This window comes from Kosakonia sp. (assembly GCF_032104925.1).
Lineage (GTDB): Bacteria > Pseudomonadota > Gammaproteobacteria > Enterobacterales > Enterobacteriaceae > Kosakonia.
On record NZ_DAMCGF010000009.1, the window covers coordinates 107772 to 129932 of the forward strand.

The 22161-nt window shown below is 55.6% G+C and carries 23 protein-coding genes; 7 read left to right on the forward strand and 16 right to left on the reverse strand.

Going from position 1 to position 22161, the window contains the following annotated elements; all coding sequences use genetic code 11:
* Positions 1-136 precede the first annotated feature (136 nt).
* The 4 genes from RT644_RS17555 to RT644_RS17570 all read left to right on the forward strand — a co-directional run bounded on the left by RT644_RS17555 (position 137) and on the right by RT644_RS17570 (position 4766).
* Complete coding sequence (locus RT644_RS17555) at positions 137-1681, forward strand: PTS transporter subunit EIIC (RefSeq protein WP_313627384.1); 1545 nt, start codon at positions 137-139, stop codon at positions 1679-1681.
* Between the two features lie 12 nt (positions 1682-1693).
* Positions 1694-3055 (forward strand): 6-phospho-alpha-glucosidase, encoded by a 1362-nt coding sequence (locus tag RT644_RS17560; protein WP_020454719.1) that lies wholly within the window; start codon positions 1694-1696, stop codon positions 3053-3055.
* Between the two features lie 97 nt (positions 3056-3152).
* Positions 3153-3995 (forward strand): 3-mercaptopyruvate sulfurtransferase, encoded by an 843-nt coding sequence (gene sseA, locus RT644_RS17565; protein ID WP_045510426.1) that lies wholly within the window; start codon positions 3153-3155, stop codon positions 3993-3995.
* The gene (locus tag RT644_RS17570) at positions 3996-4766 is read left to right on the forward strand and encodes a MurR/RpiR family transcriptional regulator (RefSeq protein WP_020454721.1); all 771 of its coding nucleotides are present in this window, start codon (positions 3996-3998) and stop codon (positions 4764-4766) included. It abuts the gene before it with no gap.
* A 39-nt stretch (positions 4767-4805) separates the two neighbouring features.
* On the opposite strand, the gene RT644_RS17575 is transcribed toward RT644_RS17570, so the two are convergent.
* From RT644_RS17575 to trmJ, 12 genes are all read right to left on the reverse strand, one after another.
* Positions 4806-6797, reverse strand: coding sequence for a M48 family metallopeptidase (locus tag RT644_RS17575; RefSeq protein WP_313627385.1), 1992 nt, complete (start codon positions 6795-6797; stop codon positions 4806-4808).
* A gap of 164 nt (positions 6798-6961) precedes the next feature.
* On the reverse strand, positions 6962-7738 hold the full coding sequence (gene sseB / locus RT644_RS17580) for an enhanced serine sensitivity protein SseB (RefSeq protein ID WP_313627386.1): 777 nt from the start codon (positions 7736-7738) through the stop codon (positions 6962-6964).
* A 46-nt stretch (positions 7739-7784) separates the two neighbouring features.
* Complete coding sequence (gene pepB, locus RT644_RS17585; protein WP_045510439.1) at positions 7785-9071, reverse strand: aminopeptidase PepB; 1287 nt, start codon at positions 9069-9071, stop codon at positions 7785-7787.
* A 60-nt stretch (positions 9072-9131) separates the two neighbouring features.
* Positions 9132-9332 (reverse strand): Fe-S cluster assembly protein IscX, encoded by a 201-nt coding sequence (gene iscX, locus RT644_RS17590; RefSeq protein WP_007370809.1) that lies wholly within the window; start codon positions 9330-9332, stop codon positions 9132-9134.
* A 1-nt stretch (position 9333) separates the two neighbouring features.
* The gene (gene fdx / locus RT644_RS17595; RefSeq protein WP_017459006.1) at positions 9334-9669 is read right to left on the reverse strand and encodes an ISC system 2Fe-2S type ferredoxin; all 336 of its coding nucleotides are present in this window, start codon (positions 9667-9669) and stop codon (positions 9334-9336) included.
* Position 9670: 1 nt separating this feature from the next.
* Positions 9671-11521: a Fe-S protein assembly chaperone HscA gene (gene hscA, locus RT644_RS17600; RefSeq protein WP_160269135.1), complete on the reverse strand. Its 1851-nt coding sequence runs from the start codon at positions 11519-11521 to the stop codon at positions 9671-9673.
* A 17-nt stretch (positions 11522-11538) separates the two neighbouring features.
* Positions 11539-12054, reverse strand: coding sequence for a co-chaperone HscB (hscB, locus tag RT644_RS17605; RefSeq protein ID WP_160269133.1), 516 nt, complete (start codon positions 12052-12054; stop codon positions 11539-11541).
* 73 nt (positions 12055-12127) lie between these two features.
* Positions 12128-12451: an iron-sulfur cluster assembly protein IscA gene (gene iscA, locus RT644_RS17610; protein WP_017459009.1), complete on the reverse strand. Its 324-nt coding sequence runs from the start codon at positions 12449-12451 to the stop codon at positions 12128-12130.
* A 17-nt stretch (positions 12452-12468) separates the two neighbouring features.
* Positions 12469-12852 (reverse strand): Fe-S cluster assembly scaffold IscU, encoded by a 384-nt coding sequence (gene iscU, locus RT644_RS17615; RefSeq protein WP_017459010.1) that lies wholly within the window; start codon positions 12850-12852, stop codon positions 12469-12471.
* 26 nt (positions 12853-12878) lie between these two features.
* A complete protein-coding gene (gene iscS / locus RT644_RS17620; RefSeq protein ID WP_020454727.1) occupies positions 12879-14093 on the reverse strand; it encodes a cysteine desulfurase in 1215 nt (404 codons plus the stop codon).
* Positions 14094-14211: 118 nt separating this feature from the next.
* Entirely contained in the window at positions 14212-14703 is a 492-nt protein-coding gene (iscR, locus tag RT644_RS17625; RefSeq protein WP_020454728.1) for a Fe-S cluster assembly transcriptional regulator IscR, read from the reverse strand.
* Positions 14704-14892: 189 nt separating this feature from the next.
* On the reverse strand, positions 14893-15624 hold the full coding sequence (gene trmJ / locus RT644_RS17630; protein WP_313627387.1) for a tRNA (cytosine(32)/uridine(32)-2'-O)-methyltransferase TrmJ: 732 nt from the start codon (positions 15622-15624) through the stop codon (positions 14893-14895).
* Positions 15625-15741: 117 nt separating this feature from the next.
* Here trmJ and suhB point away from each other — a divergent pair, with 117 nt between their 5' ends.
* On the forward strand, positions 15742-16545 hold the full coding sequence (suhB, locus tag RT644_RS17635) for an inositol-1-monophosphatase (protein ID WP_045510446.1): 804 nt from the start codon (positions 15742-15744) through the stop codon (positions 16543-16545).
* Between the two features lie 42 nt (positions 16546-16587).
* Here the strand turns inward: suhB and RT644_RS17640 are convergent, their stop codons facing one another.
* Both RT644_RS17640 and RT644_RS17645 read right to left on the reverse strand, forming a co-directional pair.
* Positions 16588-17568: a nickel/cobalt transporter gene (locus RT644_RS17640; protein WP_313627388.1), complete on the reverse strand. Its 981-nt coding sequence runs from the start codon at positions 17566-17568 to the stop codon at positions 16588-16590.
* Positions 17559-18197, reverse strand: a complete 639-nt coding sequence (locus RT644_RS17645; RefSeq protein ID WP_045510452.1) for a DUF1007 family protein — start codon at positions 18195-18197, stop codon at positions 17559-17561. The genes RT644_RS17640 and RT644_RS17645 overlap by 10 nt, the downstream gene beginning before the upstream one ends.
* A gap of 124 nt (positions 18198-18321) precedes the next feature.
* Between RT644_RS17645 and csiE the strand changes: the two genes are divergently transcribed.
* Complete coding sequence (gene csiE / locus RT644_RS17650; RefSeq protein ID WP_313627389.1) at positions 18322-19599, forward strand: stationary phase inducible protein CsiE; 1278 nt, start codon at positions 18322-18324, stop codon at positions 19597-19599.
* On the opposite strand, the gene RT644_RS17655 is transcribed toward csiE, so the two are convergent.
* Complete coding sequence (locus RT644_RS17655; RefSeq protein ID WP_045510469.1) at positions 19596-20738, reverse strand: 3-phenylpropionate MFS transporter; 1143 nt, start codon at positions 20736-20738, stop codon at positions 19596-19598. The genes csiE and RT644_RS17655 overlap by 4 nt on opposite strands.
* 127 nt (positions 20739-20865) lie before the next feature.
* Complete coding sequence (gene rcnR / locus RT644_RS17660) at positions 20866-21138, reverse strand: Ni(II)/Co(II)-binding transcriptional repressor RcnR (protein WP_017459019.1); 273 nt, start codon at positions 21136-21138, stop codon at positions 20866-20868.
* A gap of 143 nt (positions 21139-21281) precedes the next feature.
* Here rcnR and RT644_RS17665 point away from each other — a divergent pair, with 143 nt between their 5' ends.
* Complete coding sequence (locus tag RT644_RS17665; protein WP_313627390.1) at positions 21282-22151, forward strand: nickel/cobalt efflux protein RcnA; 870 nt, start codon at positions 21282-21284, stop codon at positions 22149-22151.
* The last annotated feature ends 10 nt before the right edge of the window (positions 22152-22161 follow it).

Genomic DNA, 22161 nt, shown 5'->3' on the forward strand with positions numbered 1-22161 from the left:
AGCCCGTAATGTAACATGTTACCTTATGAGTCATTTGTTTTTAAAACAATAAGATAGCTGGATATTTCTTACCACTGGCTGCTAACGTTAAGCGGTCTGTGCACCTTTGTGCGCGGTTCTAATAAGAGAGAACATTATGTCCAGAGCCGTGAATGCCCTACAAAATTTTGGTAAGTCCCTCTTTGGTCCGGTGCTCATTTTGCCCATCGTCGGTTTGTTTATTGCTTTCGGAAATATCTTTGGCAACGGCAACCTGGCCGAATATTTACCCTTTCTTGGTCATCCGTTTATTCAAAACGTCGGCCAGCTCATTGCCAAATCCGCCGTCTCCGTGCTGGCTAACCTGGCACTGGTGTTTGCTGTCGGCATCCCGGTCGGGCTGGCTTCGCGGGATAAAGGCTATGCCGCGTTAATTGGTCTGGTGACGTTTATTGTTTTCATCAACGCCATGAATGTCACTCTGCAGATGCAGGGGGCGCTGGCTCCGGCCGCGCAGATGAAAGCCGCCGGGCAAAGCATGGTGCTGGGCGTGCAGGTGCTGGAGATGGGCGTTTTCGCCGGCATACTCACCGGCGCGCTGTCGGGCTATCTGTACGATAAATATTCCGGCGTACAGTTTTCCGGCGCGATGGCGATTTACTCCGGCCACTGTTTTGTCGCCATTATTATGCTGCCGGTATCCATCGTGCTCGGCGTGGTGATGAGTGAGTTATGGCCCTTTGCCCAGCACGGCATCAGCACGCTGGCGCTGGCGATCAAAGGTGCCGGGCCATTTGGTGTGGCGGTGTACGGTTTTCTGGAGCGCATTCTGGTGCCGACCGGGCTGCATCACCTGGTTTACACACCGTTTCTGTACACGGAGTTAGGTGGTACGGCAGATGTTTGCGGTAGCACCTACCAGGGCGCACGCAATATCTACTTCGCAGAAATGGCCTGCCCGAGCGTTACGCAATTAAGCAGCACGGCAGTGTGGGATGCACGCGGCATCAGTAAAATGTTCGGCCTGCCCGCCGCCGCGCTGGCGATGTATGTCACCGCGAAACCGGAACGCAAAGCCGCAGCAAAAGCCATTTTGATCCCCGCTGCGCTCACCTCGTTGCTGGTGGGTGTGACCGAACCAATTGAGTTTTCGTTCCTGTTTGTCGCGCCGCTGCTGTTTGTGGTTCACGCCGTACTGACCGGCATTGGCATGATGCTGTTTTCCCTGTTTGGCGTTCACGCCATCGGCGCGAATGGCATTATCGATTTCATTCTCTACAACCTGCCACTCGGCACCGTGAAATCCAACTGGCCGATGTACATCCTCGTCGGGCTCATCATGTTCGGCCTCTACTTCGTTATCTTCCGCTTCCTGATTTTGCGCTTCGATATGAAAACACCAGGGCGTGAGGATGACAGCGAAGAGACGCGCCTTTACAGCAAGCAGGATTACCAGGCAAAAGGCAATAACGACGCGGTTGGCGAAGCGATTATCGAAGGGCTGGGCGGGCGGGCCAATATTGAAGTGGTGGATAACTGCTACACCCGCCTGCGCGTCACGGTGAAAGACACCGCGGTAATTAATGAGCCGCAGCTAAAAGCGACAGGCGCGAAAGGCGTGATTAAACAAGGTAATAACGTTCAGGTGGTCTACGGGCTGCATGTCAAAAAAATGCGAGAAGCGGTTGAGATGTTTCTCTAAAGGAGTCCAGAAATGATTAAACCCCCGTTTATTTTATCGATCGCCGGTGGCGGCAGCACCTACACCCCGGGCATTGTCAAAAGCCTGATGGTGAGACTGGAAGATTTTCCGCTGGCGGAAATCCGCCTTTACGATATCGATGAAACCCGGCAAAACACCATCGCGCCGGTGGTGGAAAAAGTGATCCGTGACCACAGCCAGAGCATCAAATTTACCGTCACCAGTGATGCGGAAACGGCGTTTCGCGGCGCACATTTTGTCTTCGCGCAGATGCGCGTCGGGCAGTACAAAATGCGCGAGCAGGATGAAAAGATCCCGCTGCGCCACGGCGTGGTGGGTCAGGAAACCTGCGGGCCTGGCGGGCTGGCTTACGGGCTGCGTACCATTTTGCCAATGGTAGAACTGATAGATCTGGTGGAACGTTACGCCGATAAAAGCGCCTGGATCGTTAACTACTCGAACCCGGCAGCGATTGTCGCCGAAGGGGTGCGCCGTCTGCGTCCCGACGCGCGCGTGCTGAATATTTGTGATATGCCGGTGGCGGCAATGCGCAATATGGGCGCGATCCTCGGCGTTGATCGCCACAAACTGGAGGTGGATTACTTCGGTCTGAATCACTTTGGCTGGTTTACCAAAGTGCGGGTCGATGGTGAAGACCGGCTGCCGGAGCTGCGCGAGCACGTCGCCCGTTTTGGTCTGTTAACTGAAGATGCCGCGCAAACCGATCCGCAACACTCGGATCCGTCGTGGGTGAAAACCTGGCGCAACATCAAGCCGATTATGGATCACTTCCCGGAATTTTTGCCGAACCCCTATTTGCAGTATTACCTGATGCCAAACGACATCGTTGCGCATCAAAACGCTGATTACACCCGAGCCAATGAAGTGATGGACGGGCGCGAGAAAAAACTGTTTGCCGCCGCGGCGGAATATCAGCGCACCGGCATTCTGCCGGATGCGTTCCATGTTGGCGTACACGGCGCGTTTATCGTCGATGTCGCTTGTTCGCTGGCTTTTGACCTGCGCCAGCGTCACCTGGTGATTGTGGAAAACAAAGGGGCGATTGCTAACCTGCCTTACGATGCGATGGTGGAAGTCCCGGCTTATATCACCAGTGAAGGGCCGGAGCCAGTGCGGATGGGCGCGGTGCCGCTGTTTCATCAGACCTTGTTGATGCAACAACTGGCGTCGGAACAACTGCTGGTAGAAGCCACTATTGAAGGCAGTTACGAGAAAGCGCTACAGGCATTTACCCTCAACCGCACCGTACCGACCATGCAGCACGCGAAAGCGATTCTTGATGAGATGATTGAAGCCAACCGTGACTACTGGCCAGCGCTGCAAAAAGCATGGGAAAACGGCAAACCAGCATAAAAATAACGAGGTCGCTCGCGGCGTTAGCGAAGTCGGCTTGTCGGGTCATGAAAAAACGTTAACAATTCAGGTTACTGTTGATGACACGGAGACAACCATGTCCACCTCGTTTTTTGTCGCGGCCGACTGGCTGATAGAGCACAGCGATGATCCCGAAATCCAGCTGATTGATGCGCGGATGGCGCCAGTGGGTCAGGAGCATCGCGACATGAGAGCGGAATACCGCGCCGGGCACCTTCCCGGTGCGGTCTTTTTTGATATCGAAGCCCTTTCCGATCACACCACACCGCTGCCGCATATGCTGACGCGCCCGGAAGCGTTCGCCGTGGCAATGCGCGAACTGGGCATCAGCCAGGATAAACATCTGGTGGTGTATGACGAAGGCAATCTCTTCTCTGCCCCGCGCGCCTGGTGGATGTTACGTAATCACGGCGTGGAAAATGTCTCGATTCTGGCCGGTGGGCTGGCAGGCTGGCAGCGCGATGCCCTGCCGCTGCAAAAAGGCGACGTGCCGCTGCCGGAGTCCGACTTCAATGCCAATTTCGATCCTCACGTAGTGAAAAAACTGACCGACGTGCTGCTGGCGAGCCACGAAGGCACGGCACAAATTGTCGATGCCCGCCCTGCTCCGCGTTTTAATGGCGAAGTGGATGAACCGCGCGCGGGCCTGAAGCGCGGCCATATCCCCGGCGCGCTGAATGTACCGTGGGTCGATTTAGTCGTTGAAGGTGAACTGAAAACCACCGATGAGCTGGCGGCGATTTTCCGCCGTCAGGGTGTGGATCTGCACAAACCGATTATCGCCAGCTGCGGCTCCGGCGTGACGGCATCGGTGGTGATCCTTGCACTGGAAACGCTTGGTGCAAGTAACGTGACGCTGTATGACGGCTCCTGGAGTGAATGGGGCGCGCGCGACGATTTACCCATCGAAACGGCGTAAATGGACAACCGACTGGCACCACTGCTGACGCGCGGGGAGTCGCTGACCCGCGCGGAATATCGCGTTCTTGCGCATCTGACGGAGCACCCGTTGCTGGTGGGGAACATCACGGTACGCGAACTGGCGCAGGCGACATTTGTCTCCACCGCCACCATTATTCGCCTGTGCCAGAAGCTCGGTTTCAGTGGCTATAGCGAGTTTATCTGGCACTGCAAACAGCGGCTGGCAGACACGCCGCACATTACCGGGCCACACAGTGAACCCGCCGAGCTACCCGCCGCTTTCGCGCAGTTTATGGCGAATTATCAGCGCACGTTTCAGTGGGTGAGCGCGGAAAAACGGCAGCATTTTGCCGCCCTGCTGCATGAGCAGGAGAGCTTTTTTCTGTATGGTGCCGGGTTTTCCTATCTGTTTGCTGAGTATCTGACCAAGAAATTGCAGGTGCTGGGCAAGACGGCGTTTATTTCCGGGCCGGGCGACAGCCGGAATATCTTTCTCAGTAACGCGGCGCGCTACCAGGTGTTTATTGCCGTCTCCCGCAGCGGTGAAACGGAACAAGTGCTGGATAAAGCGCGTATTGCGCGCACGGTCGGTATGACGGTGGTGGCATTTACCCGCGCGTCGGTAAACCCGCTGGCGGAGATGGCGGATATCCATTTCGCGCTGTACGACGAAGCGGTGCATTTTGCCGCTGAAGCCGCCGGGATCACCTCGTTCGAGTCGAATCTGGTGCTGCTGATGGATCTGTTGCTGCTGGAAGCGACGCAATAAGGCTTGCCGCTATGCGGCAAGCATCAACAAATGCGCGCATTACGAATGGCTCAGCTCACGCCGCGCCCAGGCCGCCTGAATGTATTCATGAAGCGCAACATACAGCTCCTCAATCGGCATTTTTTCCCGCTGTGCGCCTTTCAACACCCCGCCGGGCAGACTTATCACCACTTTGCGCTTCTTCGGATCAACAACAAAATTGCGGAACAAACGCCCCACGGTGCAGGTAGGTGGCTGATAACCCTCCCGCCAGTAGAGATCGATAAATACCCACTCATTAACGCTACGAATATCAATGTTTTCAATCTCCGCCAGCAACAGCGGCGCGCTGAGCTGATAGCTTTCGATGCCTTGTGCCGTCAGTGTGAACAGCGGCTGGCGCACGCGCGTATACATCGTCCAGCTTCCCAGTCCAAAGATCAGCCCACCAACGGCCAGCCCAAAAATTATCTTCTCCATTGAGGGATTGGAGGTGGCGTTCCACTGGATGCTCAGCGTGAGGACTAAACCGGCACCGGCTACACAGAGCACCGACAGCACCAGGAACAGCCAGAAATTTTTCTTACGCAGCGAGACAACGACGCTTTCCGTGGAGTGTGCTGCCAGATTCTCTAATTCGGCCTGATAAGCGTCATGATGTGCTTCCACATTGCTCGCCATGCCAGCGGTTAACGCGGCTGATAAAGCCGAAGCATCACGGAATAAACTGCGCATCCACTGGTAATCCGCCTCGTCCGCCGGGCGCGACGCCCTGGCCAGCAGCGTTTCATCCAGCGGCACATTCAGTTGCTCGATACGCACGCGCGTCGGCGGGTGGCTGTCTGTTGGATGCGCCAGTTCCTGCTCAAGCGAGGCGGCAACATCAAAACGCCCGCCCTCACGCAGCGAAGCAAACAAGCTGTGCACCAGATCGTGCGTCTCAAGTTTGCGATTAAAGAACAGCTCCATCGGCGCGTTAAAGCGTTCATTGAGCGCAGAGAAACGCAGGAGCGAGGCTGCCAGCGCCTGCGGCGAACTGGTACGCGCGCCCGCAGCGTCCGCCGCCAGTTCGCGTACGCGGCTCCAGCCATTGACCGTTTCATGGAACTGACGGTAAAACCAGAGGCCGAGATGTATAGTCGGGTTGAGCGCCAGCCGCTCAAGCCAGCCGCTGCTCGCCACATCGCGATAAAAGTAGTCGAGACTGTTTTCCATACCGGCATACAGCCCGGCGAAATGCAGGGTGTAGACGGTGTCATTACCGGAAAAGTGTCCCAACTCATGACCAATCACGGCAGCCACTTCGTCTTTATTCATAAACGCGGCGTAGCTGAGCGGGAAATAGAGCGTGTTGCCGGTTAACCGCGCGCCATTTTCAATTTGCACCGGGCTTGCGGTGACGTAAAAACCCTCAAATAAACCGACAACAATATTATCCGGCACAATAGCCTGCCCGCGCTGGGCTAATTCTCTGACCCAGCGCCACAGTTCCGGCGCGTCGGCTTCAGAAACAGCTGCACCATGAACCTGCATATCTTGTGGCTCAAACAGCGCAAAGCAGCGTTTTAGTAAGAACAGGCTTTTCAGCACCATAAATACCAGCGAACCAATGATCAGCAAAACAAATATCACCAGTTTGATATTAAAGGCGCTCGCCCTGCCGAGCGTGTAGATCCAGCACACTTCATATAACAGTACGCAGACCAGCGCGAAACCAATCGACGCCATTACGCCAACCATAATAAATGGCAGTAACTTGCGACAAAGGGTAAACGCGGCAATGAGCTTTTCCGCAGATATACGGGCTTTCCGTACGCTTAAAATACAGAGAATTACCGCGCTGGTACTGGCAATCAAGCCCAACAGGGAAAACAACATACCGGCTTTGGCGAGGATCTGGCGCGACATATCGGCAAATACGCTGTGACCGACAAAACCATATTGCGTGACCTGGTAAACATCCACTTCGTTAATACGGATATTCTGCCAGCAGGCGTAGAAGAAAAGAATTAACGGTACGCCGAAGCAGTACAGCAGGCTTTTTTTGTCCATAAAAAGTAACCGTAAAGAAACGTAAAAACGAACCGTATCACAGGAATGGGGTTAATACATAATTTATGGAATTTACAGCGAAAGCCGTACGACGTTATTAATGAAAGGCTAATAATTCAATTTTTTAAATAATAGAAGGCGGTACATAACATACCGCCTGATAATTAAAGAATGCGATTTTGCTTAAAGTCGCGCAGGAAACTTCCCCAGCGTCGTTCGTAGAAAGGGGTAATATGCGCCATCATAAAATGGCTAATTCCTTTTTCACCTTCAACGACCTGGCAAATATCCACCGGCTCATCGCCGGGGAGCGTATCGGTCGCCACACTGCCCGCCGCGTGAATAATCTCTTCAATATCGCCTTCGGCTTCGATTCCAATCAGCAGATTGGGCTGCTCATCAGCTTTCTCTTTGATTGAGCAGAGAAACGCGCGCTTCACGGTTTTGATGCTTTTAAACAGCGTGGTCAGCGAATCCACCATTTGTGCGGGCGGTTCAGCCACGTCGGAAAGCAGCAGCGCCGTGCCGCCCTCCAGTACTTCCTGCTGGCTTAGAGGGCTGCCCTCTTCGCCCACCAGGTGGCTGATTTCTCGCGGCGTGAACTCTTTGCCGGTCGGCAACCTGGCATTGAGGAACAGCGTCTCGCCGAGCGTCATTTCAAACAGCGTACGCGCGGGCATCACCACAAACGCCTGCTCCTCTTCCACCGCCTGTTGCAGCGCTTCGAGCGAGGTAAAAAACGGGATCACGGAAGAGCCGTCATCTTTTTCCCAGTGCTGCAAATCGAGCGCGCTGTCTTCAACAATGGCTTCACCTTCCGCCGCCGTGCCTGGCACCCAAACCGTGGATTCCAGCAGCGTGCGGAAAAATGCCGGACGATACGCAGGCTCAGTCGCGGCCTGTTCCAGCAGGGTTTCTAATTCGTTTTTGCTTACTGACATAGTGGTTCCAGAGAGTTTCCTCCCCCTTGCGGGAGAGGAAAAAAGATTACTTAGCGGTTAACAGATTCGCCAGGGTACGCACGCCAAGGCCGGTTGCCCCTGCGGCCCACTGCTCAACCGCCGCTTTACGATAGGTAGCTGAGCAGTCGATGTGCAGCCAGCCCTGCTGGTAGTTTTCAACAAAGTGCGACAGGAAACCGGCCGCCGTGCTCGCCCCTGCCGGAAATGAACCACCCGCGGTGTTGTTCAGTTCCGCGAAATTAGACGGCAGCTGATTGCGATGGAATTCGGCCAGCGGCAAGCGCCAGAACGGCTCGTTTTCCGCGCTGGCACTGCTGAGCAAACGTCCGGCAAGCGCATCGTCAAAGCTGAACAGCGCGTGATAATCATTGCCCAGCGCGGTTTTCGCCGCACCGGTCAGCGTTGCCGCATCAATAATCAGCTCTGGTTTCTGCGCAGAAGCGTCGATCAGGCCATCGGCCAGCACCAGACGCCCTTCCGCATCGGTATTCATGATTTCGACGGTTTTACCGTTACGATAACGGATGATATCGCCCAGTTTGAAGGCGTTGCCGCTAATCAGGTTATCGGCACAGCACAGGTACAGTTTGATGCGTTTATCCAGCCCGCGATGGATGGCAAACGCCAGTGCACCGGTCACCAGCGCCGCGCCGCCCATATCGGATTTCATGGAATCCATTGAGGAAGTCGGCTTAATGCTGTAACCGCCGGAATCGAAGGTTATGCCTTTGCCCACCAGCGCGGCATAAACCGGCGCGTCCGGGTTACCGGTCGGGTTGAAGTCCAGCGCCAGCAGTACCGGCGGGCGCTCGGAACCACGGCCAACCGTATGCAGACCGAGATAATTCTGCTCGCGCAGATCTTCCCCTTTGGTGATGCGATACGAGACGTTATCGCCACCGACTTTGTGCAGCAGATCGACCGCGCGCTGCGCCAGTTGCTCCGGCCCTAACTCTTCCGCCGGGGCGTTGATGGTGTCGCGCACCCAGTCGATCACCAGCAGGCGACTATCCAGCTCTTTTTGCTCTGCGTCGTTAAGCTGCGCCCATTCGACTTTGCGCGTGCCTTTTGGCCCTTTATAACCGGCCCAGAACGCCCAGCTGCGATCCGCATCCCAGCCTTCACCGCTCAGGGCAACATGCTTGATGCCCATGCCGTCGATTTTACGCGCGGCGCGTTGGATCAGGCCTAAGTCATCTTTCCCGGTCAGATGCAGTGCGATGCCGTCGTTATTGATGCTGTAAGCGGCTTTTTCACCCCAGCGCGCGTCGGCGCTTTGCGTTGTCAGCGTAATTTTCATAGCTTCTGTCATTATTTTTATCCTTATGGCTGTTCATGAAAACGGGCCGCCCGAAGGCAGCCCGTTTGATGATTACGATGCTTCGTCTAACCAGACTAGCAGAATCGCTTCGAGAATTTTTTCATTCGATGCATTCGGATCATCGTCAAACTCTTCCAGCTCGCAGATCCACTGGTGCATATCGGTGAAACGCACGGTTTTCGGATCTACGTCCGGGCGGCTGTCGTACAGCGCCTCGCCGATTTCGCGGCTATCGGTCCATTTCAGCCCCATATTAGTGCTCCCGCGCGTGGTTGATGGTGTAACGCGGAATTTCAACCACCAGATCTTCATCGGTAACACGCGCCTGGCAGCCTAAGCGGCTTTCCGGCTCCAGACCCCATGCTTTATCCAGCATGTCGTCTTCCTCTTCGCTGCTTTCCGGCAACGAGTCAAAACCTTCACGTACCACACAGTGGCAAGTGGTGCAGGCGCAGGATTTTTCGCAGGCATGCTCAATCTCAATCCCGCCGCGCAGGGCGACATCAAGAATGGTTTCACCGCTCTTAGCTTCCAGAACTGCGCCATCCGGACAGAGATCCTGATGAGGCAGAAAAACAATTTTAGGCATATTAAACCTCGTCGACGGAATGGCCTTTCAGCGCGGTACGTACGGATTGATCCATACGGCGTGCGGCGAATTCCTGGGTTTGTTTATCTACATTTTTAATGGCTTGTTCTATCGCGTCGGTGTCATCGCCGTCGGCAACCGCGCGTAACTGCGCGACTGCGTCGTCGATCTCCGCACGCTCTGCGGCGCTTAACAGCGCGGCGTCAGCGGCAAGCGCGCTGGCAAGACTTTCCAGCACGCGCGCGGCTTCCACTTTCTGCTCCGCCAGCATGCGCGCTTTCACGTCCTGCTCGGCGAAACTCATGGAGTCTTTGATCATGTCGGCGATTTCGCCATCGGTCAGACCGTAGGATGGTTTCACCTGAATGGAGGCTTCCACGCCGGTGGATTTTTCCATCGCGGTTACGCTGAGCAGACCGTCAGCATCCACCTGGAAGGTGACGCGAATATGCGCCCCGCCCGCCGGCATCGCCGGGATACCGCGCAGTGCAAAACGCGCCAGTGAACGGCAGTCTGCCACCAGCTCACGCTCGCCCTGCATCACATGGATAGACATCGCTGTCTGGCCATCTTTGAAAGTGGTGAACTCCTGAGCGCGCGCCACCGGAATGGTGGTGTTACGCGGGATCACTTTTTCTACCAGGCCGCCCATCGTTTCCAGCCCCAGCGAGAGCGGGATGACATCCAGCAGCAGCATTTCGCTGTCCGGCTTGTTGCCAACCAGAATATCGGCCTGGATTGCCGCGCCAATCGCCACCACTTTATCCGGGTCAATCGACGTCAGCGGCGTGCGGCCAAAGAACTCGCCAACCCGCTCGCGCACCAGCGGCACGCGCGTCGAGCCACCGACCATGACCACTTCCAGCACTTCTTGCGCTTCGACACCCGCATCTTTCAGCGCGCGACGACAAGAGAGTAAAGTGCGTTTGACCAGCGTTGAAATCAACGCTTCAAACTGGGTACGTGCAATGGTGCCCTGCCAGCCCGCCACCTCAACGGTGACGCTGTCGGCCTCGCTGAGGGCGATTTTTGCGGCAATCGCCGCATCCAGCAATTCGCGCTGTTGGCGCACGTCGCTGCGATCGGCAATTCCCGCCTGTTCGCAAATGTAATCCGCCAGCAGATGGTCGAAATCGTCGCCGCCGAGCGCGGAATCACCACCGGTCGCCAGCACTTCGAAAACGCCACGGCTCAGGCGCAAAATCGAGATATCAAAGGTGCCGCCGCCGAGGTCATAAACCGCAATCACGCCCTCTTTGCCGGAGTCCAGACCGTAGGCGATAGCCGCAGCGGTCGGTTCGTTCAGCAGGCGCAATACGTGCAAGCCCGCCAGACGCGCCGCATCTTTGGTGCCCTGACGCTGTGCGTCATCAAAATAGGCAGGAACAGTGATCACCACGCCGTCCAGCTCGCCGGAAAGCGTCTCTTGCGCGCGAGCGGCAAGGGCTTTGAGGATATCCGCAGAGACGCGAATCGGGTTAACCAGGCCACCACGCGTGGCAATCATCGGCAGACCATTTTCGCTCGGCTGGAACTGCCACGGCAGGTGCGGGTAACGCGCCTGAATGTCGGCCAGGCTGCGCCCCATCAGGCGTTTCACCGAGCTGATGGTGTTTACGGAGTCCTGCGCGGCGTTGGCGCGCGCATCGTAACCGACAACATGGCTGTCGGCCTGGTAGTTAACCACCGAAGGGAGCAGGTGACGTCCGGCGCTGTCGGCCAGCGTTTCCGCCTGTCCGCTGCGCACGGTGGCAACCAATGAATTGGTGGTGCCGAGGTCGATACCCGCCGCCAGACGACGCTGGTGCGGCGCGGCGCTCAGACCGGGCTCACTAATTTGTAATAAGGCCATGATGTGCTTCCAAAAAATTAAAAACCGAGCAGTTTTTCTTCGAGTTGTTCTGTTGCGCTGCGCAGTTTATCGAGAAAACGCAGTTTACGCACGGTATCCGCCGCCGCGTCCCACGTCTGGCTATCTAATTGCTCCACCATTTGCCGATGGCGGGTGTCATACATTTCTTTCACACGCTGTTGAAATGCTTCCAGACGGGTCGCGTCTTGCGCTTTTTCAATCTCGTCCAGCTCTTCACGCAGCTCAAGTTGTTCCATTAAGAAGGCGGTATCGCGCACCGTGTGTTGCTCGGAGGCTAAATCAAAACCGTGCAGCGACAGCAAATATTCTGCGCGCGTTAGCGGGTTGCGCAGCGTTTGCCATGCCTGGTTAATGGTAGCGGATTGCTGGACGGCAGCCAGTTGTTCCGCCTGCGGGCGGTTTGCGAAGCGATCCGGGTGGAACTGACGTTGCAGATCCTGGAAACGTGTCGCCAGCGCCTGAACATCGAGCGGATAGTGGGCCGGCAACCCAAAGAGGGTGAAGTAATCCATAACAATTCCGGGTGTGCAATCGAAACAAACCCCACGCGCAGGACGCTGCGGTGGGGTCATCGGATGGTGGCGATTAAACGTTGAAGCTTTCGCCGCAACCGCACTCGTCTTTAACGTTCGGGTTGGTGAATTTAAACCCTTCGTTCAGGCCTTCTTTGACGAAGTCCAGTTGAGTGCCGTCGAGGAATTGCAGGCTTTTGCCGTCAACCACTACCTTCACGCCTTTGTCTTCAAACACCGTGTCTTCTTCGTTCGGCGCATCGACAAACTCAAGGACATAAGCCATACCAGAACAGCCGGAGGTTCTCACCCCCAGGCGCAGACCAAACCCTTTACCACGGTTGGCCAGGAAGGTATTGACTCGCGCGGCAGCACTGTCGCTCAGGCTAATGGACATGACAACAACCTCCCGCCTTATTTCGCTTCTTGTTTACTTTTGTAATCCGCAATTGCGGCTTTAATCGCGTCTTCCGCCAGGATAGAACAGTGAATTTTCACCGGCGGCAGTTCCAGCTCTTCGGCGATATCGGTGTTTTTAATCGCCTGCGCTTCGTCCAGTGACTTGCCTTTCACCCATTCGGTGACCAGCGAGCTGGAAGCGATTGCAGAGCCGCAACCGTAAGTTTTAAAACGCGCGTCTTCGATAATGCCTTTATCGTTAACTTTGATCTGCAGTTTCATCACGTCGCCGCACGCCGGTGCGCCAACCATGCCGCTACCAACCGTGTCGTCGTTGTCGAACGAGCCAACGTTGCGCGGGTTTTCGTAGTGATCGATTACTTTTTCGCTATAAGCCATTTTTTCTTCTCCTGCTTGCGCAACTATTAATGATGAGCCCATTCGATGGTGGTCAAATCCACGCCCTGTTTGAACATTTCCCACAGCGGAGAGAGTTCACGCAGACGGCCGATGGATTTACGTACCAGCGCGATGGTGTAGTCAATTTCTTCTTCGGTGGTGAAACGACCTAAAGAGAAACGGATCGAGCTGTGTGCCAGCTCATCATTCATGCCCAGTGCGCGCAGCACGTAGGACGGTTCCAGGCTTGCAGAGGTACAGGCAGAGCCGGAGGATACAGCCAGATCTTTCAGCGCCATGATCAGCGACTCGCCTTCAACGTAGTTAAAGCTGACGTTGAGGATGTTCGGTGCGCCGTGCTCGAGATCGCCGTTCAGGTAAACTTCTTCAATGTCGTTGATGCCGTTCCACAGACGGTTACGCAGCGCGCGCAGGCGTTCCATTTCGCTCGCCATCTCTTCTTTTGCGATGCGGTACGCTTCGCCCATGCCGACGATCTGGTGGACAGGCAGAGTACCGGAACGCATACCGCGCTCATGACCGCCGCCGTGCATCTGCGCTTCGATACGCACACGCGGTTTACGCTGAACGTAGAGCGCACCGATGCCTTTCGGCCCATAAATTTTATGGCCGGAGAAGGACATCAGATCCACTTTCAACTGGCTCAGGTCGATAGGCAGTTTGCCCACGCTCTGGGTGGCGTCAACGTGGTAGATAATGCCGCGCGCACGGCACATTTCGCCGATGGCTGCGATATCCTGTACCACGCCGATTTCGTTGTTCACGTGCATGATGGAAACAAGGATGGTGTCTTCACGCATCGCCGCTTCCAGCTCTTTCAGGTCGATAATGCCGTTGCTCTGCGGAGCAAGATAGGTCACTTCGAAGCCTTCGCGCTCCAGTTGACGGCAGGTGTCCAGCACGGCTTTGTGTTCGGTTTTGCTGGTGATAATGTGCTTGCCTTTTTTCTGATAAAAGTTGGCTGCACCTTTAATCGCCAGGTTATCGGATTCGGTTGCACCGGAAGTGAAGACGATTTCACGCGGGTCCGCACCGACCAGTTCTGCAATCTGGTTACGGGCGATATCTACCGCTTCTTCAGCTTGCCAGCCAAAACGGTGAGAACGGGAAGCAGGGTTACCAAAGGTCCCGTCCAGGGTCAGGAACTGCATCATTTTCTCGGCAACACGCGGATCCACCGGCGTGGTTGCGGAGTAATCGAGATAAATCGGTAATTTCATTGCTCTTTAAACTCCGTACATCGCTCTAATGCAAGGAATCAGGCAACCGGCTGGATGTACGACCGCGTTAACAGGGCACTGTTTTGTGCCCTGGCCCGATTCTGAATTCTGTTTTTTATTATGCGCGCAGTTTGACGTCGATAGCGTCTTGAGCGCGGGTGGTGCGATGGGATTCGTTACTGTGCTGACGATCGGACACATCGAGGATTTCCTGGTTGTTTACCAGTTCGCCCAGCGTGATGTTGTTTAAGAAACCGGTCAGACGATCGCTCAGATCGCGCCACAGCGCATGGGTCAGGCACTTATCACCACCCTGGCAGCCGCTTTTACCCTGGCAGCGGGTTGCGTCTACGGATTCGTCAACTGCGCTAATCACTTCGCCAACGGCAATGGTATTTGCGTCTTTACCCAGCAGGTAACCGCCACCCGGGCCACGTACGCTGGCGACTAAGCCATTTTTACGCAGACGGGAGAACAGCTGCTCCAGGTAGGAGAGGGAAATTCCCTGACGCTCGGAAATATCAGCCAACGGAACCGGGCCCGCTTCGGAGTTGAGTGCAACGTCCAGCATTGCGGTCACGGCATAACGCCCTTTAGATGTCAGTCTCATGTCTTACAAGCCTCAAACTCGCCCCTGCCCGGGGTGTATTATTAATATGTTAATGTTGCATAGCAGACGCAAGTCTGACATTCCCGACTAAATTGGTCAACTATTTAGTTGACTGTTTTAGTCAGGTATTTGTCGTTTAGTGCTTTCATAGAGTTAGGCCGAAAAAAGGCCATTTCCCGGCCTCGCGCATTACTCTTTATGCTTCTGTTCGATCGACGCCAGGATGCCGCGCAGGATATTAAGCTCCTGACTTTCCGGGCGCGCGCGGGTAAACAGACGGCGCAGTTTGTTCATCACCTGGCCGGGGTGGTTTTCACGAATAAAACCGGTTGCCAGCAGCGTTTGCTCCAGATGCCCGTAAAAACGCTCCAGATCATCGACCAGCGGGTACGGCGTCTCTTCATGTTCAACCGCCGGGGCAGTGCTCTCTTGCGCTGCCAGCCAGGCCATGCGCACTTCATAAGCAATAACCTGCACCGCCATCGCCAGGTTCAGCGAGCTGTATTCCGGGTTGGCGGCAATCGCCACGTGGTAGTGGCACTTTTGCAGCTCATCATTGGTGAGGCCAACGCGTTCGCGACCAAATACCAGCGCGATGGGCGCGTGTTGCGCTTCGGCAACGCTTTTCAGCCCGCATTCACGCGGATTGAGCATCGGCCACGGCAGCGTGCGGGAACGCGCGCTGGTGCCAACAACCAGGCTGCAACCGGCGAGCGCTTCATCCAGCGTGTCGACGATTTGCGCATTGCCAATCACATCGCTGGCACCTGCGGCCAGCGCGATAGCCTGTGAATCCGGTTTTACCAGCGGGTTCACCAGCCAGAGATTCGTTAAACCCATTGTTTTCATTGCACGAGCAACAGAGCCCATGTTGCCGGTGTGGGAGGTTTCCACCAGTACGATTCGAATATTTTGCAGCATAGATTTTCAACGGCTAAAGAATATTCGCGCATATTATCATAAAGCAAAGACATAATCCGAATTCGCTGCTATGATATGCGCCGTTTTCCGTTCTTTAACATCCAGTGAGAGAGACCGATGCATCCGATGCTGAACATCGCCGTGCGTGCTGCGCGCAAGGCGGGTAATTTAATTGCCAAAAACTACGAAACTCCGGACACCGTAGAAACCAGCCAGAAAGGCAGCAATGATTTCGTGACCAACATTGATAAAGCAGCCGAAGCGCTGATTATCGAAACAATCCGCAAATCTTACCCGCAACACACCATCATCACCGAAGAGAGTGGTGAGCACGAAGGCGCTGACCAGGATGTGCAATGGGTTATCGATCCGCTGGATGGCACTACCAACTTTGTTAAACGCCTGCCGCACTTCGCGGTATCCATTGCCGTACGAATCAAAGGCCGCACTGAAGTCGCGGTGGTTTACGATCCCATGCGTAACGAACTGTTCACCGCCACTCGCGGTCAGGGCGCACAGCTGAACGGCTACCGTCTGCGCGGCAGCACGGCTCGCGATCTGGATGGCACCATTCTGGCGACCGGCTTCCCGTTCAAAGCCAAACAACACGCCACCACCTACATCAATATCGTCGGCAAACTGTTCACCGAATGCGCGGACTTCCGCCGCACGGGTTCCGCTGCGCTGGATCTGGCCTACGTTGCCGCTGGCCGCGTGGATGGTTTCTTCGAAATCGCGCTGAAACCGTGGGATTTCGCCGCCGGTGAACTGCTGGTGCGTGAAGCTGGCGGTCTGGTATGCGATTTCACCGGTGGTCACAACTATATGATGACCGGCAACATCGTGGCGGGTAACCCACGCGTAGTTAAAGCGATGCTGGCGAATATGCGTGAAGAGCTGAGCGAGGCGCTGAAACGCTAAGTCTGGCTGTACCCGGCGGTGGTTCGCCACCACCGGGTGCTATCAAAACGGTCGTAATCCGCCGCCCGGCGGTAACGCACTGACCCACATTATTACCGACGCGCTAATTAACAACACGCCACCGGCCAGTGCCAGCGTGGTCCAGCCAACCTGTCGCCACAATACCGGCGCACGATCCCCGCTTAATTTCACTGCCAGTTGGCGAAAACCATGGACCAGCAACGCCAGCGAACTGATGGTCAGCGACGTTCCGACCGCCATGGCTAGCGCGGACGCCACGCCCCAGCTAAACACGCCAATCACTTTACTGAACAGCAGCACCATGATCGCACCGGAACAGGGGCGCATCCCCATCGACAAAATAATCATTAACCGTGCGCGCCAGTCATCACCGCTCTGCAACTGCGAGGCCGTGGGTAAATGCTGATGACCGCAACCGCATCCTTCGTGATGCACATGGTGCGGCGTAAAGGCGCGGAATTTCGGCGTTTGTACAAGCGCACGCAGCTTTTTCAACGCTCGCCAGCACAAAAGCACTCCCAGCACACCTACCAGTAAATAACTGCCCTTCTCCAGCCAGTAACTGCTCAAATGCAGCTGCCGCGCGGGCAGCGCCAGAATACTCAGCACAACCACTACCAGCGCAATGGCCACCAGCCCCTGCAACAAAGAAGAGGCCAGCGTTAAGCCAATCGCCGGTTTCAGTTTTGACGGATGCGTGGCGAGCCAGGTGGTGATCACCACTTTGCCATGTCCCGGCCCAAGCGCATGCAGCACGCCATAGACAAAACTGAACAGCAGCAGCGCCCCACCGGCCTGGCGCGGGTTTTCTGCCACCGCTTTCAGTAAGCTGCTCATTTTCATATTCACATCGCGCTGCCAGATAACGCTTTTCACCATCACCTGCGGCCAGATCTGCCACAGCCACAACGCGGCGGCCAGCGCACACAGCATAAAAAGCACCAGCGGCCACCAGTGCAATAAGCGTCGTTTTCGCGCCGTAGCGCTCACCATCACGGACATGTCAGCGTCACCGTCTGGGCAAATTGTTTACCGAGTTCCATATCTTCTGCCGGCGCATCGGCTTTATCCAGCGACTGGGCATAATTCAGCACTTCCTCGCCGGGTTTGGGCGTTTGTACCGCCAGTTTGCAGCCCTGCGGTGCGGCGGCAGGCAATGTCGCGTCGCTCGCTTTTGCGTAACTCATATCGACAAAATAGGTGGGATCGAAAGTGGAAAAAGTATACCGCTGGCCGCTGAGCACCTGTGGTTCGGCGAGCGGCAAAACAAACGTCAGCACCGCCTGGTGCGCGACCTGTTCCATGCCATATTCCGTCGGTCGGTTAAGAAACTTCACTTTCTGCCCGTTGTGCCAGACTTCGGTGAAATAGTGTTGCCCCAGCACGTTTGCCATCACTTCCGCCGCTAGTTTTTTCCAGATCTCATCGCCAGGTTTTGCATTGCCCGCGTCATACAGCAGATCCGCCGAAGTGATCTCATCCATCGTCCAGCGCATTTTCAGCCCGGTGAACTGCCCGTTGTCGATCAACACTTGCGTTTTCATGCGGATAAAACTGTGCGGATGTGCCGTCGCTGAAAACGATAAAAGCGCGAGAAACAGGCCACTGGCGCATTGTTTAACTGCTTGCATGTATTCCTCACGAGAAAAATTCTGTGATGCTCCCCGGCAATCCTGAATGAAAGAGCTGCCGCTGCGCTATCGCTGAGCATACCTTTAACTACGCTTATCAAAAACCCCAACTGGAACCTGACAGATGACAACTGTAATGACACCGCCATCTGCGCTCTCCAGTCCGCAGCGCCGCTGCCAGGTGCTTTTGATGCTCGCCTTGCCGGGGCAACACGTCACCATGGAACATATCAGCGCTATGAATGGAGTGGACGACGCCATGGCTCGCCGGGATATCGCTGAAACGGAAAGTGAAATTCAGCGCTACCACCGGCTCTCTATCGTTCCCCATCCTAACGGCGGCTTTCGGATTGAGGGCGCTCCACTCGATCAACGTTTATGCCTGTTGCACTGGCTTCGCCGTGCGCTGCGGCTGTGCCCGCAATTTATCACGCAACAGTTTACCCCGGCGTTAAAAACCGCGCTTAAACAGCAGGGCATTGCCCGAACGTTATACGACGATACAAACCTGCTGGCGTTGATTAACCTCTGTTCGCGCCGCCTGCAGCGCGTCTTTGAATGCCGGGATATGCAGTTTCTGCGTCTCTATTTGCAATATTGTTTACTGCAGCATCACCACGGACATACCCCGGAATTTAACCCGGTTCAGCAAGAGTGGGCGCAAATGCGCGCCGAGTATCAGGTGGCGCAGGAGATTGTGCGCCACTGGCAGCGTCGCGTTGTCGACTATCCGCAGCAGAATGAGCACCTGTTTTTGTCGCTGCTGTTTATGCTGGTGCGCACGCCCGATCCGCTGCGTGACCAGCAACACCAGGATCGCCGTCTGCAAAAAGCCATCCGCCGGATGATTGCCCGCTTTCACGCTATGGCGGGGCTGCGTTTCAGCGATGAACAAGGCTTAAGTGCTCAGCTCTATATTCACATTGCCCAGGCGCTGGATCGCAGCTTGTTTGGTATTGGCATTGATAACAGCCTGCCCGAAGAGATCAATCAGCTTTACCCGCGTCTGATGCGAACCACCCGCGATGCCTTGCAGGAGCTGGAAGACGAGTATGATTTGCGCTTCAGCGATGAAGAGGCGGGGCTGGTGGCGGTGATTTTCGGCGCCTGGCTGATGCAGGACAGCGATATGCATGAGAAACAGGTGGTGTTGATTACTGGCGAAGACAGTACCCGCGAACAGCAGATTGAGCAGCAACTGCGCGAATTAACGCTGCTGCCGCTCAGTATTAAATATCTGCCACTGGCGGAATTTCGTAAGGCCGGCGCACCGAAAGACGTGACATTAATTATCACGCCTTATACAACGCCGCTGCCGCTGTTCTCTCCGCCGCTGATCCACACCGACGGTCCGCTGAGCGGGCAACAGCAGCGGCATATCCGCGACATGCTGGAAAGCTAGCGGGCCTGCACGGCGACGTTCGGGCGCAGGAACAGGGCCGGAATGGCCAGCACGGCCATGACAAAAAACAGCCCCTGATGCAGATGTTCAAACAGAAAACCGGCGATCATTGTCATCAGTGCAATACTGCCGCCCATCGCGACCGCTGAATAGACCGCTTGTAAGCGGATGACTTCGCTGCCCTGCCGCGCCGAGATATAGCGCATGGCGGCAAGATGGCAAACGGTAAACGTGCCGCAGTGCAGGATCTGGGCAATAATCAGCCACGGAAGCTCGGTCGTCCAGCCCATCAGGCTCCAGCGCACCAGCCCGCAAACGGCGGAAAGCAGCAGCAGATCGCGTGCACTGAAGCGGCGAAACAGACGGTTACTGAGCGCGAAAATCACCACTTCCGCCACCACCCCCAACGACCACAGATACCCGACCGTTGAAGCAGAGTACCCCGCCGACTGCCAGTAAATGGCGCTGAAGCCGTAGTAAGCCGCATGTGCGCCCTGCAGCAGCGACACGCAGGCGAGAAAACGCCAGTTCTGCGCAATCAATACCCGCCACGCCTGCCAGCCTGCGCCCTCCTGCTGGCGATTTTCACCCTGCGGCAAAATGGAAGGACGCAGCAACATACCGAGCAACATGGATGCCGCGCCCAGCGTCAGCAACGCCAGAATCGCCTGGTAATCAAACAGGCTCACCAGCTTGCCGGTGAGCGCCGAACCAATCACAAAAGCAATCGATCCCCACAGCCGTACGCGGCCATAATCCATCGGGAACTGTTTTTGCCAGGTGCCCGCCAGCGCATCGGTGAGCGGCACCAGCGGCGAAAAGAAGAGGTTAAAACCGATGATAATGACCGCCAGCCACGCCACATGCGTTCCTGCATAAAACGCCAGCGCAAACAGCAACGTTGCCAGCGCCAGCACTCGCAGGGCCGTAATCAAGCGGGAAGGATCGCTCACGCGCGGGGCGATGAAAAGGCTGCCAAGAAAGCGGGCGACAAGACCTGCGCCGAGCAACATACCGATGATTTCGGGGGTCAGCCCCACGCCTTTGAGCCAGACGCTCCAGAAAGGTAAAAAGATGCCGTAGCTAAAAAAGTAGGTGAAATAAGCGAGCGCCAGCCAGCGCGTGGACTGCAAGACCATGATTTCCTCCTGAATGGAGGCGATAGTCTGGCGATAAATAACAGGACTGGCAAGTAACAATCAGGCAACACATGCGCTTACCCAACGTTTGCAGGCGAATATCTGCCCTCAGGTTGCTCATCGTTGCTTAGCGAATATAGGAATCCAGCACGCTCAACACCACATCCAGATCCGCTTCACGCTTAATTTCGTCGTTCTCATGCACGATATGATCGGTCAGATGGCCTTTGATCACTTCGCGCATTAACCCGTTTACTGCGCCACGGATCGCCGCGATTTGCTGCAAAACCTGAGCGCATTCATGTGGTTCATCGAGCATTTTTTTCAGCGCGGCAACCTGCCCTTCTATTTTGCTCGCCCGCGCTTTTAGCTTTTTCTTGTCCCGGATGGTGTGCGACATACAGACCTCAAATCGACCGTGCTTAAACGAACCTTAGCATACCATGCATCAACTGGGGGGGAGTTTATTTCTACTGGGGGGTAGTATTTACTACTGGGGGGGAGTAGATTTGAGCGCACAAATTTTTACCGAGAATTATTCTCATGAATGACTTCACCACGCTTTTTCAGCAAGGGAACGCCTGGTTTTTTATTCCGAGCGCCATCCTGCTCGGCGCGCTGCATGGCCTCGAACCGGGGCACTCTAAAACCATGATGGCGGCATTTATCATCGCCATCAAAGGCACAGTCAAACAAGCCGTAATGCTGGGGCTTGCCGCCACGCTATCGCACACGGTGGTAGTGTGGCTGATTGCGCTCGGGGGTATGTATCTCAGCAGTCAGTTCACCGCACAAGCCGTTGAACCCTGGCTGCAAATGGTATCTGCGGCGATCATTTTTGGTACGGCGGTGTGGATGTTTCTGCGCACCTGGCAAGGTGAACGTTCGTGGCACGCCGGGCATCATCATCACCATGAACATGACCACGGCCACACGCACCGTGCACCAAGCCTTGTGCTTCAGCCGGTACAACCAGCTCGTGTCACCGCGCAGCCAACGATCTTGTCGCTGCGAAAAGTGACTAAAGAAGAGGAGTATCAGGATGCGCACGAGCGGGCACATGCACGGGATATTGAGCGACGTTTTACCGGCGGCGAGGTGACTAACGGTCAGATCCTGCTATTCGGTTTAACCGGCGGGCTTATCCCCTGCCCTGCAGCGATCACCATTTTGCTGATCTGTATTCAGCTAAAAGCCATCACGCTGGGCGCAACATTAGTGGTCTCTTTCAGTATCGGGCTTGCACTCACACTGGTTGCGGTTGGCGTTGGCGCGGCAATCAGCGTCCAGCAAGCGGCAAAACGCTGGTCCGGCTTTAACACGCTGGCGCGTAAGGCCCCCTATTTTTCCAGCGCACTTATTGCGCTCGTCGGCGTTTATATGGGCATTCACGGCTATAGCGCGCTGCAATAAGACATAAAAA

Bases quoted from the DNA above. Each gene is read 5' to 3' on its own strand.
- hscA (WP_160269135.1), bottom strand. From the start codon at position 11,521: ATGGCCTTATTACAAATTAGTGAGCCCGGTCTGAGCGCCGCGCCGCAC.
- pepB (WP_045510439.1), bottom strand. From the start codon at position 9,071: ATGACAGAAGCTATGAAAATTACGCTGACAACGCAAAGCGCCGACGCG.
- iscU (WP_017459010.1), bottom strand. From the start codon at position 12,852: ATGGCTTATAGCGAAAAAGTAATCGATCACTACGAAAACCCGCGCAAC.
- trmJ (WP_313627387.1), bottom strand. From the start codon at position 15,624: ATGCTGCAAAATATTCGAATCGTACTGGTGGAAACCTCCCACACCGGC.
- fdx (WP_017459006.1), bottom strand. From the start codon at position 9,669: ATGCCTAAAATTGTTTTTCTGCCTCATCAGGATCTCTGTCCGGATGGC.
- iscR (WP_020454728.1), bottom strand. From the start codon at position 14,703: ATGAGACTGACATCTAAAGGGCGTTATGCCGTGACCGCAATGCTGGAC.
- iscS (WP_020454727.1), bottom strand. From the start codon at position 14,093: ATGAAATTACCGATTTATCTCGATTACTCCGCAACCACGCCGGTGGAT.
- hscB (WP_160269133.1), bottom strand. From the start codon at position 12,054: ATGGATTACTTCACCCTCTTTGGGTTGCCGGCCCACTATCCGCTCGAT.
- RT644_RS17665 (WP_313627390.1), top strand. From the start codon at position 21,282: ATGAATGACTTCACCACGCTTTTTCAGCAAGGGAACGCCTGGTTTTTT.
- csiE (WP_313627389.1), top strand. From the start codon at position 18,322: ATGACAACTGTAATGACACCGCCATCTGCGCTCTCCAGTCCGCAGCGC.
- iscX (WP_007370809.1), bottom strand. From the start codon at position 9,332: ATGGGGCTGAAATGGACCGATAGCCGCGAAATCGGCGAGGCGCTGTAC.
- sseA (WP_045510426.1), top strand. From the start codon at position 3,153: ATGTCCACCTCGTTTTTTGTCGCGGCCGACTGGCTGATAGAGCACAGC.
- RT644_RS17655 (WP_045510469.1), bottom strand. From the start codon at position 20,738: ATGGTCTTGCAGTCCACGCGCTGGCTGGCGCTCGCTTATTTCACCTAC.
- RT644_RS17560 (WP_020454719.1), top strand. From the start codon at position 1,694: ATGATTAAACCCCCGTTTATTTTATCGATCGCCGGTGGCGGCAGCACC.
- RT644_RS17645 (WP_045510452.1), bottom strand. From the start codon at position 18,197: ATGCAAGCAGTTAAACAATGCGCCAGTGGCCTGTTTCTCGCGCTTTTA.
- rcnR (WP_017459019.1), bottom strand. From the start codon at position 21,138: ATGTCGCACACCATCCGGGACAAGAAAAAGCTAAAAGCGCGGGCGAGC.
- sseB (WP_313627386.1), bottom strand. From the start codon at position 7,738: ATGTCAGTAAGCAAAAACGAATTAGAAACCCTGCTGGAACAGGCCGCG.
- suhB (WP_045510446.1), top strand. From the start codon at position 15,742: ATGCATCCGATGCTGAACATCGCCGTGCGTGCTGCGCGCAAGGCGGGT.
- RT644_RS17570 (WP_020454721.1), top strand. From the start codon at position 3,996: ATGGACAACCGACTGGCACCACTGCTGACGCGCGGGGAGTCGCTGACC.
- RT644_RS17640 (WP_313627388.1), bottom strand. From the start codon at position 17,568: ATGTCCGTGATGGTGAGCGCTACGGCGCGAAAACGACGCTTATTGCAC.
- iscA (WP_017459009.1), bottom strand. From the start codon at position 12,451: ATGTCCATTAGCCTGAGCGACAGTGCTGCCGCGCGAGTCAATACCTTC.
- RT644_RS17575 (WP_313627385.1), bottom strand. From the start codon at position 6,797: ATGGACAAAAAAAGCCTGCTGTACTGCTTCGGCGTACCGTTAATTCTT.
- RT644_RS17555 (WP_313627384.1), top strand. From the start codon at position 137: ATGTCCAGAGCCGTGAATGCCCTACAAAATTTTGGTAAGTCCCTCTTT.